10 protein-coding genes and 1 pseudogene are annotated in these 13,685 nt (G+C 72.5%); 5 read left to right on the top strand and 6 right to left on the bottom strand.

Going from position 1 to position 13,685, the window contains the following annotated elements; translation table 11 throughout:
• Nucleotides 1-71 precede the first annotated feature (71 nt).
• The gene (locus DVA86_RS01865; RefSeq protein WP_208875179.1) at nt 72-1,508 is read left to right on the top strand and encodes an MFS transporter; all 1,437 of its coding nucleotides are present in this window, start codon (nt 72-74) and stop codon (nt 1,506-1,508) included.
• Between the two features lie 76 nt (nt 1,509-1,584).
• Here the strand turns inward: DVA86_RS01865 and DVA86_RS01860 are convergent, their stop codons facing one another.
• The 5 genes from DVA86_RS01860 to DVA86_RS01840 form a co-directional block, all read right to left on the bottom strand.
• On the bottom strand, nt 1,585-2,697 hold the full coding sequence (locus tag DVA86_RS01860; RefSeq protein ID WP_208875178.1) for a LacI family DNA-binding transcriptional regulator: 1,113 nt from the start codon (nt 2,695-2,697) through the stop codon (nt 1,585-1,587).
• A 208-nt stretch (nt 2,698-2,905) separates the two neighbouring features.
• The gene (locus tag DVA86_RS01855; RefSeq protein WP_208875177.1) at nt 2,906-4,177 is read right to left on the bottom strand and encodes an alginate lyase family protein; all 1,272 of its coding nucleotides are present in this window, start codon (nt 4,175-4,177) and stop codon (nt 2,906-2,908) included.
• 188 nt (nt 4,178-4,365) lie between these two features.
• Nucleotides 4,366-4,869, bottom strand: a complete 504-nt coding sequence (locus tag DVA86_RS01850) for a hypothetical protein (protein ID WP_208875176.1) — start codon at nt 4,867-4,869, stop codon at nt 4,366-4,368.
• Nucleotides 4,870-4,903: 34 nt separating this feature from the next.
• Nucleotides 4,904-5,950, bottom strand: a complete 1,047-nt coding sequence (locus tag DVA86_RS01845) for a glycoside hydrolase family 43 protein (protein ID WP_208875175.1) — start codon at nt 5,948-5,950, stop codon at nt 4,904-4,906.
• 203 nt (nt 5,951-6,153) lie between these two features.
• Nucleotides 6,154-6,723 (bottom strand): PASTA domain-containing protein, encoded by a 570-nt coding sequence (locus tag DVA86_RS01840; protein WP_208875174.1) that lies wholly within the window; start codon nt 6,721-6,723, stop codon nt 6,154-6,156.
• Between the two features lie 259 nt (nt 6,724-6,982).
• Between DVA86_RS01840 and DVA86_RS01835 the strand changes: the two genes are divergently transcribed.
• From DVA86_RS01835 to DVA86_RS01820, 4 genes are all read left to right on the top strand, one after another.
• A complete protein-coding gene (locus tag DVA86_RS01835) occupies nt 6,983-7,552 on the top strand; it encodes a hypothetical protein (protein ID WP_245996257.1) in 570 nt (189 codons plus the stop codon).
• 354 nt (nt 7,553-7,906) lie between these two features.
• Complete coding sequence (locus DVA86_RS01830; RefSeq protein WP_222623407.1) at nt 7,907-9,223, top strand: alpha/beta fold hydrolase; 1,317 nt, start codon at nt 7,907-7,909, stop codon at nt 9,221-9,223.
• A 532-nt stretch (nt 9,224-9,755) separates the two neighbouring features.
• Nucleotides 9,756-10,691: an ABC transporter substrate-binding protein gene (locus DVA86_RS01825; protein WP_208875173.1), complete on the top strand. Its 936-nt coding sequence runs from the start codon at nt 9,756-9,758 to the stop codon at nt 10,689-10,691.
• Nucleotides 10,692-11,205: 514 nt separating this feature from the next.
• Nucleotides 11,206-12,966, top strand: a complete 1,761-nt coding sequence (locus tag DVA86_RS01820) for a serine/threonine-protein kinase (RefSeq protein ID WP_208875171.1) — start codon at nt 11,206-11,208, stop codon at nt 12,964-12,966.
• Nucleotides 12,967-13,115: 149 nt separating this feature from the next.
• On the opposite strand, the pseudogene DVA86_RS35115 reads toward DVA86_RS01820, so the two are convergent.
• Nucleotides 13,116-13,680: pseudogene (locus tag DVA86_RS35115) on the bottom strand (low temperature requirement protein A); the annotation flags it as partial.
• Nucleotides 13,681-13,685: the final 5 nt, after the last annotated feature.

Raw genomic sequence — 13,685 nt, 5'->3', positions numbered from 1 at the left:
ATATGCACGATGCCATTCATGTGTATGGTGCACATCTGTTGCGCTCTCTCAGTTCGAACAGGAGATTCTCCATGGCACATCCCCGGCCGGCAGCGTCCGCCGGCATCGTCGCGACGCTGGCGCTCGCCGGCACCGTCGCCGCGATCATGCAGACGCTGGTGACCCCACTGATCGCCGAACTTCCCACCCTCCTGAGCACGTCCCCGTCCAACGCCTCCTGGGTGATCACCGCGACCCTGCTGTCGGCCGCCGTGTTCACGCCGGTCTCCGGGCGTCTCGGCGATCTCTACGGCAAGCGGCGCATGCTCCTGGTGTGCTGCGTACCGCTGTTCGCCGGGTCCGTGGTGTGCGCCGTGAGCTCCTCCGTCGTCCCGATGGTCGCCGGTCGCGGCATGCAGGGCATGGGCATGGGGCTCGTCCCGATCGGCATCAGCCTGCTGCGCGACACCGTGCCCGCCGAGAAGCTCAGCTCCGCCATCGCGCTGGTCAGCGCCTCCATGGGGATCGGCGGCGGGCTCGGACTGCCGATAGCCGCCGGGGTCGCCGAGTACGCGAGCTGGCGCGCGCTGTTCTGGGGTGCGGCCGCGCTCGCGCTGCTGATCGGCGTCATGATCTGGACGCTCGTACCGGACGCGCCCGGCGGCGCCGCCGGGCAGCGCTTCGACTTCACCGGCGCCGCCGGGCTCGGCGTGGGGCTGGTGTGCCTGCTGCTCGCGGTGACCAAGGGCGCCGACTGGGGCTGGAGTTCGGGCACCACACTCGGCCTGTTCGCGGTCGCCGTCGTCGTGCTCTTCGTCTGGGGCCTGTGGGAACTGCGCGGCACGGAACCGCTCGTGGACCTGCGCACCACCGCGCGTCCGCGCGTCCTGCTCACCAACGTGGCCTCGGTCCTCGTCGGCTTCGGCATGTACGCGCAGATGCTCGTCCTTCCGCAGATCTACCAGTTGCCTGAGGCCACCGGTTACGGGCTCGGCCAGTCCATGCTCGCCATGGGCCTCTGGATGGCGCCGGCCGGGCTGATGATGATGCTCGTCTCGCCCGTCGGCGGAAAGCTCACCACCGTGTGCGGGCCCAAGGTCACGCTCATCACCGGCGCACTCGTCATCGCCGTCGGCTACGGCCTGGCGGTGCCGCTGATGGGCAGCACCTGGGGGCTGCTGATCGTCTCACTGGTGTGCAGCAGCGGTGTCGGCTTCGCGTACGGCGCCATGCCCGCGCTGGTGATGAGCTCGGTGCCGAGGTCGGAGACCGCCGCCGCCAACAGCTTCAACACGCTGATGCGTTCGCTCGGCACGTCCTTCTCCGCCGCCGTCGTCGGCGTCGTACTCGCCCAGATGACCACCACCATGGGCGGGCACACGCTGGCCTCCGAGGACGGCTTCCGCCTCGCCCTGCTGATCGGCTGCGGCGTCGCCCTGGTGTCCGCGGCCGTGGCCGCCGCCATCCCGCCGGCCCCCGCAGGCGAGCCGGCCGGGCAGGACGCGGAACGGGTGCCGGCGCGCGCCTGACCCGCGCCCACGGCCGCCATCGGGTGGCCTCTGGGCCGGCGGGGCGCGCGCCAAGTGCCCCCGCCGGCCCGCCGGTTCATGGTCCCGTGCCGCTCCCCGGCTCGTTCGGTGACACGGCCGCCGTTCGAGACCCCGGACATGCGAAAGCGTCCCGTGGCGGCGCGGTGCTGCCTCTTTCCACGAGCCGCGTGGGCAGTTCGGCCTCGGCGCCGGGAGGCACCCGTTCCCCGTCCGTGCGCAGCAGCCGGCGCAGCGCCGTGCCCGCCATCTCGCGCAGCGGCTGCCGTACGGTCGTCAGCGCGGGCGTCACCCAACGCGCCTCCGGCAGGTCGTCGAAGCCGACGACGCTCACGTCCCGCGGAACGCGCAGCCCCAGCCCGTCCAGCGCCTGATAGACGCCCAGCGCCGTCGGGTCCGAGCAGGCGAAGACCGCCGTCGGCGGCTCCGCCAGCGCGAACAGCTCCCGCGTACGCTCCCGCGCCAGGTCGGTGCTGAACTCCGCGTACCGCACGTACTCGGGCCGCTCCCGCACCCCGGCCGCCGCCAGCGCGGCACGGTAGCCCGCCACGCGCGCGGCGCCGCCGCCGTACCGCCTGCGGCGGTCGCCGCCGAGCACCGCGATCCTCACGTGCCCCAGCGCCAGCAGGTGTTCGACCGCGCCACGCGCACCGCGCTCGTCGGCGGCGCGTACGGCGGGAACACCGGGCGGCGGGTCGGCCACCGGGTCGATCATGACGTACGGGATGCGGTGCTGCGCCAGCCAGGCGTGGTGGGCGGGCGTCAGCCCGGCGCGGTTGAACAGCACGCCCGAAGTGCCGCGCGAGGCAAGCCTGTCGAGCCAGCCGCGCGCGGGCCCGCCGCCCCGGTTCCGGGCCAGTCCCGCGGAGATCATCACCTCCAGGCCCGCCTCGTGCGCCGCCTCCTCCACGCCCCGCAGCACGGCCCCCGACCAGGTGTCGTCCAGCGAGCGCAGCACCACGTCCACGACGGACGGCGGGCGCTGCGGTGCGAGCCGCGGGCGGCGTACGTAACCCAGCGCGTCCAGCGTCTCGGTGACGCGCCGCCGGGTGTCGGGCGCCACGTCGGCGCGGCCGTTGACCACCTTCGAGGCCGTCGCGATCGAGACGGACGCGGCGCGCGCGACCACGGCGAGAGTCGGGCCCGCCGGTCTCTGTACGGGGCGCGTCATTCCGCTCTCCTCTCTTTCGGAGGGCCGTACGAACGCCTTCACATTACGGCCGCGGGGGCGGGCCTTGAAGTCCCGGATACCGGCCGGAATTCCCGCTCCGGCCGGTATCTCGAACCGCCCGAAATCTCGGTCGACATTGACGGACAACGCGGCGAATTCCGCGTCCGGGTCGCGTGTCCGGTCGCCCCTCCCGCCGCGTGTCCGGCGGCTAGGCCTCGAGTACGTACGTGAGGGTGCCGAAGCCGAGTTCGTCGAAACCGCCGCTCTCGTTGCCGTAGTCGCCCCCGCCGCCCTCCGGGCTCTGAGCGCCCGCCAGCAGCGCGACGTACGGCGTCTCGAGGCCAGCCCGGTGGCGGTAGTGGTGGTACACCCGCTCCCATACGGGGCGCTGCTGGCCGCGGCTCGCCTCCGAGATGACGGTGTGCGACCGGGGTTCGCAGTTCCGGCCGTGCCCCCATTCGTACGTGCTGAACGGCACGCTCTCGCCGCGGTTGTACTTCGCGACGTACTCGCACGCTTTCAGGAAGCGGTTGTCGTCCGCGCCGTACAGATCGGTGCCCTGCTTGTGCGCCATTTCGCAGACGGTGCCCATCAGGCCGATGCCCATGAGGGTGTGGCCCTGGTCCCGGCCGCTCTCCTGCCACTGGCCGAGGCCGCCGTCGTGCAGGAACGGCACCGCGTTCGGGAGGGAGCCGTTGCCCTCGCCCTGGTGGAAGTAGTCCACCACCTGGTCGAACTTGGCCTGGTCGTCGTTGAGGATGCCGATGGCCATGACGGCGGCCATGTTGCACAGGTCCCAGTTCGCCCAGTAGTTGGTGACGCAGGCGTCGTTGTGGTCCTTGAGGAAGTCGTCGCACAGCGGGTAGAAGACCCGCGCCAGCATGTCCTGGCAGCGGGGCAGGTCGAAGCCGTCGTAGTCGCGCATGATCTCGGCGGCGTTGGCGAACTGGTAGCCGTAGATGCCGGAGGCGAGGAAGCGGTCGGCGTTCCCCGTGACGGCCTCCAGCGTGCCCGACCAGGCGTTGAGGATGTCGCGCGCGGTGTCGGCGTGCGCGGTGTCGCCGGTGACCTTCCAGCGCAGGGCGTTCTGGTAGGCGGCGTGCACGTCGTGGTACAGGTTCGGGTAGTTCTGGCCCTCGCCGCCGCGTACGACGGTCTCCGCCGGCCTGGGCGTCCAGCCGGCCGCGGAGTGCCGGTTGGCGGTCAGGCGTTCCCAGCCGGCGGTCCAGGGGGCCGTGCCGGCACCGACGCGTTCGGCCATGCGCGCGAAGTCGTCCGCGCCGTGCAGCATGCCGGGATGGGTGAAGGCCTTCGCCGCGGGCGCGCCCTTCGGCTGCGCTCCGCCGTCCGCGGCGGTGGCGTAGGCGACGCCGGGGACGGCCAGGGCGCCCGCGCCGAGGGCGGCGCCCTTGAGGAGCCGGCGGCGGCTGGGGCCGTTCCGGTGCGTGTGGTCGCGGTGGGGCTGTTCTCTGCGGCTCATGGGGGTGTCCGCTTTCCGTGAAGGGTGTGGGGGGATGGTGCGGGCCGACCGTAACGGACGTGGTCAGCCCGTACGATCCCGGCGGCCGATACCCGAAACTTTCGCCCCCTCAGGCCGCTTCCCCTCAGGCCCTTTCCCCTAAGTCCGCTCCGCTCAGGGGCCGTTCGTGTCGGCGGCCCCCGCCCGCCTCAGCCGGCCTTCGCGAGGTCGCCGTTGGACCAGGCGTAGACATCGTCGCCCTCGACCGCGACCCGGAGCTGGTACTGCTCCGAGCAGTCCGGCCGCCCCGAGCCCTCGCCGACGTCCTCCGGCCACCAACTCGCCTCCAGCTCGGGGCCGTCGATGAACGCCCCTTCGTGGCAGGCCCCCTCGCCGGTCAGCTCGAGCGGGGTGCCGGTGCCGGCGAGCGTGAAACGGATCAGCTTGGCGTTCCCGGTCGTCTGCACCTTGATCTTGATGTCCGTGGCGTCCTCCGGCACCCAGCCGGGCAGGACGAAGAGGCCCTCGCCGTCGCCCGGTTCGGGGGCGCTGTCCGTGGTCGCGAAGTTCTTGACCCGCTCCCCGAGGACGACGTCGTTGAACGCGTCCGGGAAGTTCTCGTTGTGCTTCTTCAGCACCGGGGTCACGAGTACGCCGACGGCGCAGAGGGCGGCCACGCAGCCGACGACGGTCAGGGTCTTCTTCTTGTCCATGCCGACATCTTGCAGGGACCCGGAACGTGCCCGGTCAGCGGGCGGCCGGCGAATCCGCGACGGGCGCGCCGAAGTCGGGCGTGCCGTCGGCGTGCCAGCCGAACGGCTGGACGCGGGTGTGCCGGTTGGGGTCGTCCAGCGGATCGCCCTCGATCTCCCTGTACTGCCGCGCGTGGTAGACGAGCACGTCCGTGGCGCCGTCCTCCGCGACCGTGAACGAGTTGTGGCCCGGGCCGTACTGGCTCGTGCCCTCGTTGCTCGCGAACACCGGCTCCCGGCTCTTGGTCCAGGCGGCGGGGTCGAGCAGGTCGGCGGTGTCGGGCGCGGTGAGCAGCCCCACGCAGTAGCGCGCGTCGGTGGCGCTCGCGGAGTACGTGAGGAAGACGCGGCCGTTGCGCCGCAGATACGCGGGCCCCTCGTTGACGGCGAACCCGGCCGTCTCCCAGGGCAGTTCCGGGCGTGAGAGCCGCACCTGCGGGCCCGTGACGCTCCACGGGCTGTCCATCGCGGAGAGGTACAGGTCGGTGTTGTTGTCCTGGGACGGGTCGTGCTGCGCCCACGCGAGATAGCGGGTGCCGCCGTGTAGGAACGTGGTGGCGTCCAGCGAGAAGCTGTCCCACGCCGTCGCGATCCGGCCCTTCTCCGTCCAGCTGCCCGCGAAGGGATCGGCGGAGGTGTTCTCCAGCACGTACATCCGGATCGCCCACACGTCGTCCGAACGTCCCGCGGCGAAGTGCACGTACCAGGCGCCGTCGACGAAGTGGATCTCCGGCGCCCAGATGTGCGCGGCCATCTCGCCGCTGTCGTGCTTCCGCCAGAGGACCGTCTCGGGCGCGTCCGCGAGGCCGCCGATGGTACGGGCGCGGCGCAGCACGATCCGGTCGTACTCGGGGACGGTCGCCGTGAGGTAGTAGTGGCCGTCGGTGTGCCGGACGATGTGCGGGTCGGCGCGCTGCCGTACGAGCGGGTTGACGTACGGGGGCGCGTCCGCGGCGCGGGCCCCCGCCGTGCCGACGGCGGCGAGACCGAGGCCCGCCGCGGCGCCGGCGGCTCCCTGCAGTACGGTTCTGCGGCTCGTCATGAGTCACTCCTCGTGGTGCGGACGGCGCGGTCGCGGCGAGCGTACGGACGTGCGTGGCGGGCGGCAGCGGCGCGGGACGGACGCGAAAGTTTTCGGCGCGCGTTCCGGCTCTCCCGGCCCGTGCCCCACGGCGTAACGCCGCGCCGTACGCGGGGCCGCCGCCTGCCCGGACTGCCCGGCAGGCCGGCGGCCGTTCGCGTCCCCTACGGGCAGCTCTCGCCCTCCTTCACGGCTCCGAAGTCGACCACGGTCCCGGTCGAGTGCCGGCCGGCCCCGGGCTCCTGGCTGCACACGGTCCAGTTGCGGTCGTACATCTGGAGGCGCTCCTGGCCGGTCGCGTCGTGCGACGTCAGCCCGTAGAACCCGGCCTCCTGGGCGCGGTCCTGGGCCGCCTGCAGGCCCTTCCCCGTGAGGTCCGGCAAGGTCGCGGACGCGTCGCCGGACTCCGGCTTTCCGGGGTTCTCGGGCTTCTCGGGCTTCTCCTCGGCGGGTTCGGCTCCGGCTCCGCGGTCGGCCTTGGAGCCCGCCTGGCCCTCCGGGTCCGCCTCCGTCCGGTCCGCGGGCTGCTCCTGCGCGGCCGGCCGGTCGCCGGACCCGTCGCCGTCCGTGCCCTGGTCGCTGCTTCCGCCGGCGACCGCGCCGACGGCGATCAGCCCGCCGGCCACGCCGAGGATGATGCCGATGACCTTGCCGCGCTTCTTCGGCTCGGGGGCCGCGGGTTGGGGGCCGTGGCCGTACGGCCGCTCCGGCGGGTGCTGCTCGTGCTCGTTCATGCTGTGTCGCTCCATGTGAAGGAGAGGGGAGCAGGGGGTGACGGAGAGGTGACCACCGGGGCGCGCGCAGAGTTGTATCGCGAGCGTGAGCACGTGCGTTCGGCGCGTAACCGTACGCGCCTGTGCGAACCGGCCCGTGAATCGCGGTCCTTCACAGCGCCGACGCCTGTTCGCCACCGTGCGGCGGTGGTTTGACCCGTAAGCTGCGGTGGGATGCCCCGTATCACACACGGGGCGGGGGTGAGGGGGGCGGAACGCCATGACGGCATCCAACGCGGCGGGGCGCGGGCGGAGTTCGGGGCGGACGGCGGCGGTGCGGTGTGTGGCGCTGACGGCCGTCGCGGTGCTGGCCGCCGCGGGCTGCGGCGGTTCCGACGGGGACGACGGCGGCGACGGAGGCTCGTCCGGCAAGGGACCGTCCCGTACCGCAGGCGCCGCGGAGAAGTCCGGCGGCTCCAGCCCGTCGCCGTCGGTCACGGCGGCGGACGGCAGTGACACCGGCGCCTGTGCGGACGGCAACTGCGAGGTCACCGTGTCGAAGCCGGTGACGTTCCCCTTCAAGGCACCGGGCGGCCGGGCGGAGCTGTCCGTGACCAAGGTCGGCCCGAACGCGGTCGACTACACGGTGAAGCGCGCGGGCGGCGGCACGGTCAAGGGCGGCGCCAGCGGCACGGACTCCGGCTGCATCTCCGCCCTGCGCAGCAGTGGAGGCGGCACCTCGTGCGGCAGGGTGGGCAGTTCACCTCCGGCCAAGCAGGACGGCGCGGTGCTGCTCCAGGTCGCCTCGGGTGCGGACGGCACCGCCGTCGTCACCCTCGTCTCGGGCTGAGCCCCCGCGCCGGGGGCCCACCCGGCCCGGACCCGGCTGCGCCGCCCGAACAGTCCCGGTCCAGGGTGACGTACGTGCCCGGGTGCGCGTCGGCGTTGTTCCGGCTGCTGCTGACCTCGACTGTGCGTTCAGTAAAATGAACGCCGGGAGTGTACGAGTGGCGCCACTGGGTGTCAGTGACCCACGCGGGCCGCGGCGCGCGCAGAAACCCCAAGGAGGGCCGTACGCAGGCTATGCTCGGCAGGTGACACGTGAACGGCGATGCCGCCGGGCAATGTTCAGCAACAGGCAGGCACACCGGACGTGTTCGGCATAACGAACTGAACTCTGTGGACGGGTGAGTGACAGGTGATCATCTCCGAGTACGCGGCTCCGGGCCTCCACGTACGCGACCACCGTGTACGGGTCCCCCTCGACTGGTCCCAGGAGGGCGCCGGCGCCGGCCTCTCCCTCTTCGCCCGCGAACTCGTCGACCCCGCGCGCCGGAACGAGGATCTGCCGTGCCTGCTGTACCTGCAGGGCGGGCCGGGTGGCAAGGCGCCACGGCCGGTACTGCGCGACGACGAAAGCTGGCTCGGGCAGGCGCTCCGGGACCACCGCGTGATCCTCCTCGACCAGCGCGGCACCGGCCGCAGCAGCCCTGTCGACGGCGACACCATCGGCCGGTTCGGCACCGCGCGCGAGGCCGCGGACTTTCTGCGCTGCTTCCGCGCCGACTCCATCGTGGCCGACGCCGAGCACCTGCGGACGACGGTCTTCGGCGGGAAGCCGTGGACGACCGTCGGCCAGAGTTACGGCGGCTTCCTCACCCTGACGTACCTCTCCCGCGCCCCCGAGGGGCTGCGGGCCTGCCTCGTCACCGGCGGCCTCCCCGCCCTCGCCCCGGACGCGGCGGAGGTCTACCGCCGCACCTATCCCCGTACGGAGGCCAAGAACCGCCGCTTCCGGCAGCGCTACCCGGACGACGTAGCGACGGTCGCCCGTATCGCCGACCGGCTGGCCGCGGGGGACGTACGGCTGCCCGACGGCGACGTCCTCACCATCCGGCGCCTCCAGTCGCTGGGGCTGGACTTCGGGCGGAAGTCCGGGTTCGAGCGCGTGCACTGGCTCCTCGACGAGGCGTTCGCCGACGACGCGTTCGCCGACGGCGCGGGCGAGCGGCTGTCGCACACGTTCCTCGACGGCGTACGCGAGCGGACCGCGTTCACGGGCGGCCCGCTGTTCGCCGTGCTCCAGGAGAGCGCCTACGGCAGCGGCCCCAATGGCCCCACCGCCTGGGCGGCCCAGCGGGAGCGGGCGCACCATCCCGGCTTCCGCGAGGACGCCAGGCCGCTGCTGTTCACCGGCGAGATGATCTACCCGTGGATGTTCGAGGAGATCCGCGCCCTGCGGCCGTTCCGTGCCGCCGCCGACGTGCTCGCCGCCGACGAGGAGTGGCCCCCGCTGTACGATCCGGAGCGGCTCGCCCGCAACGAGGTGCCGGTGGCCGCGGCCGTCTACTTCGACGACATGTACGTCGACGCCGGGCTCCAGCTGGACACGGCCGACGCGGTGGGCCGAGTGCAGACGTGGGTCACCAACGAGCACGAGCACGACGGCCTGGCGGAGGACGGACGCGTTTTCGCGCGGCTGACGCGGATGCTCAGGGACACCGGGGACCTGCCGGGGTGACGCGGCGGCGGCCGTGCGCGCGGCCGGCGGGGGCCTCGCCGGCCGGCGCGCCGGGAAACGCCATGGGGAGCACGCAGATCGACAACGGGATTCTGAAATCGACATCGCCGCCACCTCGTTCGGCTGACCGGGGTGGACCGGTACATATCCGTACGCCGCGGGGACGGCGTACGGTACGGTCGGCCCGGATTCCGGGAGCGTGACGCACCTTCCCGGGTGCCGGTCCCGTGCGCGTGGCACGCGTGCCACGCCGCGCCCCGAAAAGGACTGAACCAATGACTGCCGCCGCGCCTGTCGCGGGGCGTCAACTATCCATTGACCGGCGGATGCCGGGGCGGCCGGAAGTGAAGACGGGGGAATTCCCCGGGGTTTCTGTGAAGCGCGTTGACCACTTCCGGAGCGCGTGTCACCCTGACACGCCCCCCAGCCGCCGTAAGCGGAGAAGTGAGCCGTCGTTGCGGGCAGGAAATGTCCGTTGGATCTCATTCAACGACCTCGAAACCCGCAGTCATTCATGAGGTGCCCTTCCCCAATGTCCATCGTGAAAAAGTCCAGAACCGTCCTGATGGTTCTGGCACTTCTCTCGCTCAGCGCGTGTTCCGACAGTGATCCGGGCGGAAAGGACACCGTAACGCTCGTCAGCCCCGCCTGGGCAAACGGAAAGGCGAATACGGCCGTTGCCGCCTACCTCCTGGAGCAGGAGCTCGGCTACGACGTCGAAGTCCTCGAACTGGACGAGGCCGAGGCGTGGAAAGCGCTCGGCGACGGCAGGGCCGACGCGATCCTCGAGGACTGGGGACACCCGGCGGAGGAGAAGAAGTACGTCCAGGGGAAGAAGACCGTCGTCCCGGGCGGCGACCTCGGCGTGACGGGCCGCATCGGCTGGTACGTGCCGCAGTACCTCGCCGACAAGCACAAGGACATCACCAGCTGGCACAACCTCAACGACTACGCCGACCTCCTCGCCACCCCCGGCACCGGCGGCAAGGGCCGGCTCCTGGAGGGCTCGCGGTCCTTCGTGACCCACGACGAGGCGCTGATCCGGAACCTCAACCTGGACTACAAGGCGGTCTTCCTGGGCAGCGAGGGCGCCCAGATCAAGGAGATGCGGAAGCGGGCCGACAAGAAGGAGCCGTTCCTGACCTACTGGTGGCGCCCGCACTGGATCGAGACCGAGGTCCCCCTCGCCGAGGTGCTGCTGCCCACGTACACCACCGGCTGCGCGGACAACGAGAAGATGATCAAGTGCGGCTATCCCACCACCAAGCTGCAGAAGTTCTTCAACGCCGAGTTCGCGAAGGACGGCGGCAAGGCCCACAAGTTCCTGAAGAACTTCACGTGGCAGGAGGACGACCAGAACGCGGTGGCGAAGATGATCGTGAAGGAACGTCTCAGCGAACGGGCCGCCGCCAAGCGCTGGGTCGAGCAGCCGCCGCAGACCTGGCGGACGTGGTTCATGGGCATCTGACCCGCCGCCGGGCCGCGCGGCACGGGTGCCGGCGAGCGCGCCGCCGGGCCGCGCGGCACGCCTGCCGGCGAGCGCGCCGCCGGACTGCTGGGCCGCGCCTGCCGGGCGCCTAATGGCCTGGCTGCGGCGGCACCCGGTCGAACAGCCGGATGTGCGACGACAGGTCCTCGTTCAGCCGTACGTGCAGCTGCGTGTGCCACAGGCCACGCAGACGAACGCGTAGAAGACGGCCCGCTCGGCCCCGAGCGGGCCCGACTCCGGCGGGCGGAGCCCGCCCTGCGCCACGTACTCGCCCGGTACACCTCGTCGCCACCACACGCGCCGCAACGCCCGTATCGCATGTCCCCGTTGGTCATGCCCACGAGCCTAGGGTCCGCGGGACGCGGGCGCGGCTGATCATGGCGCGGTCGCCGTCGCCGAGCTTCGCGGAGTTCCGCAGATCGCCTTTGCGAGACGCTGCCGGTGCGGGATGATCTCCGAACGATGTGAGCCGGAGAGGTCCCGGCGGAGGCGGATGTCGAGGGGGCATACGGTGCGGGACCAGTTGCTGGGGGGCCGTTACCGGCTGGTGGAGCCGCTCGGGGAGGGCGGTATGGGGCAGGTGTGGGAGGCCCGGGACGAGAAATTGGACCGGCCCGTCGCCGTCAAGCTCATCTCCCTGCTCTCCGGCGGCGGCAGCCGCGCCGCCGACGCCCGTGCCCGCTTCCTGCGCGAGGCGCGGCTCACCGCCCGGCTCCAGCACCCCCACATCGTGACCCTGCACGACGTCGGCGAGACGGACGTCGAGGGACAGATGACGCCCTTCCTTGTCATGGAACGCCTGCGCGGCCAGGGCCTGGACGCCCTTCTGCGCCGCGGTGACGTCACTCCGAGGGACGCGGCGCGGTGGGGCTCCCAGGTGGCAGACGCGCTGGCCGAGGCGCACGGGGCCGGCGTCATGCACCGGGACGTCAAGCCCTCGAACATCATGGTCACAAGCTCCGGCAACGCGAAGGTTCTGGATTTCGGCATCGCGCGGGCGGCCGACCCGTACGCCACCGCGGACCGGTTGACGCAGAGCGGCTTCATCGTCGGCACCCCGCCGTACATGGCCCCCGAGCAGGCACGTGGCCACCCCGAACCGCGCAGTGACCTCTACGCCTTGGGCTGTGTGCTCTTCGAACTCCTCACGGGCCGGCTGCCCTTCGAGGCGCCCGACACCATGGGCTATCTGAGCGCCCACCTCACCGACGACCCGCCGGCGCCCGGCTCGGTCGTGCGGGACGTGGCCGCCGACTGGGACGCGCTGATACTGCGGCTGCTCGAGAAGGATCCCGGGCGGCGGTACGACAGCGCGGCGGAACTCGCGGCAGCCCTGCGGCGGTTGGACCGCCCCGCGCGGACCACCTCCACGACGGCGTCGCCCGGCCCCGGCCGGGCCGACCCGCCGACCACCCGCGCAGCGACGGCCCACGGGCGGGGCGGGGCCGATCCCGCCGCGCGCCGGACCGCGACCGTCGCCATGGCGGCGGCGCTGACCTGCCTGCCTCCTCTGGTGTACCTGCTCGCCCAGACCGCCACCTACCTCACGGACAGCGGCGCGCCCGTCGGGCTGCTCGTCGTCAACCTGCTTCTGGGCGTGGCCGAGTCGGCCGCGCTGGGTATCGGCGTGGGACTGCTGCTGCGCCGCAGGCCGTCCGGCCGGCGGATGATCGCGGTGGCGGGCGTCACGGCCGCGCTGCACGGGCTGAGCGCCAGCGTCCAGTACCAGGTGGCGCACGGGCCGCAGACCGTCGCCGTGGTCGCCTACGTGGTCGGCCCGGTGCTCGGCGTCGTCGCGGCGACGGCGGTGGCCGCTGCCCTCCACCCCTCCACGGTCCTGTGGTGCCGCGCCGCACAGGCGGTCCCGGAGCCGGTCGTACGGGCGGGGACCATCGCACCCGCCCTACTGACCCTGCTCGTGGCGCCCGCCGTGCCTGTCGCCGCCTCGCAGGCCGTCGACGCGGGCGCGACCACGTACGCGGCGGGGGCGCTCCAGACGGTGCTCTTCACGCTCCTCGCGGCGGTGCTCGCCGTCGGCGCGATCCTGGTACTCGTCGGGAATCCGGCAGGCCGCATGCCTGTCGCCGCGGGCGGTCTCGGCTTCGCCCTCGTGGCCCTGAACGGCCTGCTGCACGCCAACGTCATCGGCTTCGTGTTCGGCGTCCTGCTGTTCCTGCTGGCGGTCGTGGCCGGCGTCACCACGGTCCGCGCCGCCCTTCCGCCCGGCCACGCCCGCCGCAGGCCGTCCACGTAGTCCTTGCCATGGGCTGCACGTGGGGCTCCGGCGGCCCCCTCATCGTGGCTGAGGGCCGTCCTCAAGCGCCGGACGGGCTTGGGGTGGCGCGCCAAGTGGGCCCGCGGGGGCGGGACGCGGCTTGGCTCAGGGGCGGGTGTTCCGCCCTTCGGCGCTGAGCCCGCCCCCGTACGCGCCTGCCGCGCCGTGAGCGCGACGCCCGCCGCCACCGCCAGCGCCGTCGCGCACCCGGCCAGCAGTACGGCGTACTCCCCGGCGAACGTGCACGCCAGCACCACCGCGGCCGTCACCGGCAGCACCGTCCGGCCCGCGCCCCGCCCGCCGTACCGGGAGTGCAGCAGCCACTCCGCCAGGGCGAACTGCCCGTACCCCCACAGGAACGCCATGCGGCTGGACGTCAGACGGCGGTGGACGGGCACGGTGAAATACACCCGCCAGGCGGAGAAGACGAGCAGCAGCCCGCCCGCGGCGATCGGCAGCAGCTCGTCCAGCTCCCCGTGCTCGTCCACCGCGGTCTTCACCGCGACGGTCGCCGCCGCGATGCTCTCGCCGAGCACGATGATGGTGAACAGCCCGTAGCGCTCGGCGATATGGCGCGGGTGCCAGGCCGTACGGGAGGAACAGCAGCCCGAGCCAGCCGAGCTGGCAGGCCGTCACCCCGGCGGCGTACCGCGCGGCCGTACGGCGCTCGTCGCCGGAGGCCGTCCGTACGGCCGTAC

The sequence above is a fragment of the Streptomyces armeniacus genome (assembly GCF_003355155.1).
Classification (GTDB): Bacteria; Actinomycetota; Actinomycetes; order Streptomycetales; family Streptomycetaceae; genus Streptomyces; species Streptomyces armeniacus.
Note: the sequence above shows the minus strand (reverse complement) of the source record. Positions and strands in the feature narration are given on the sequence as shown.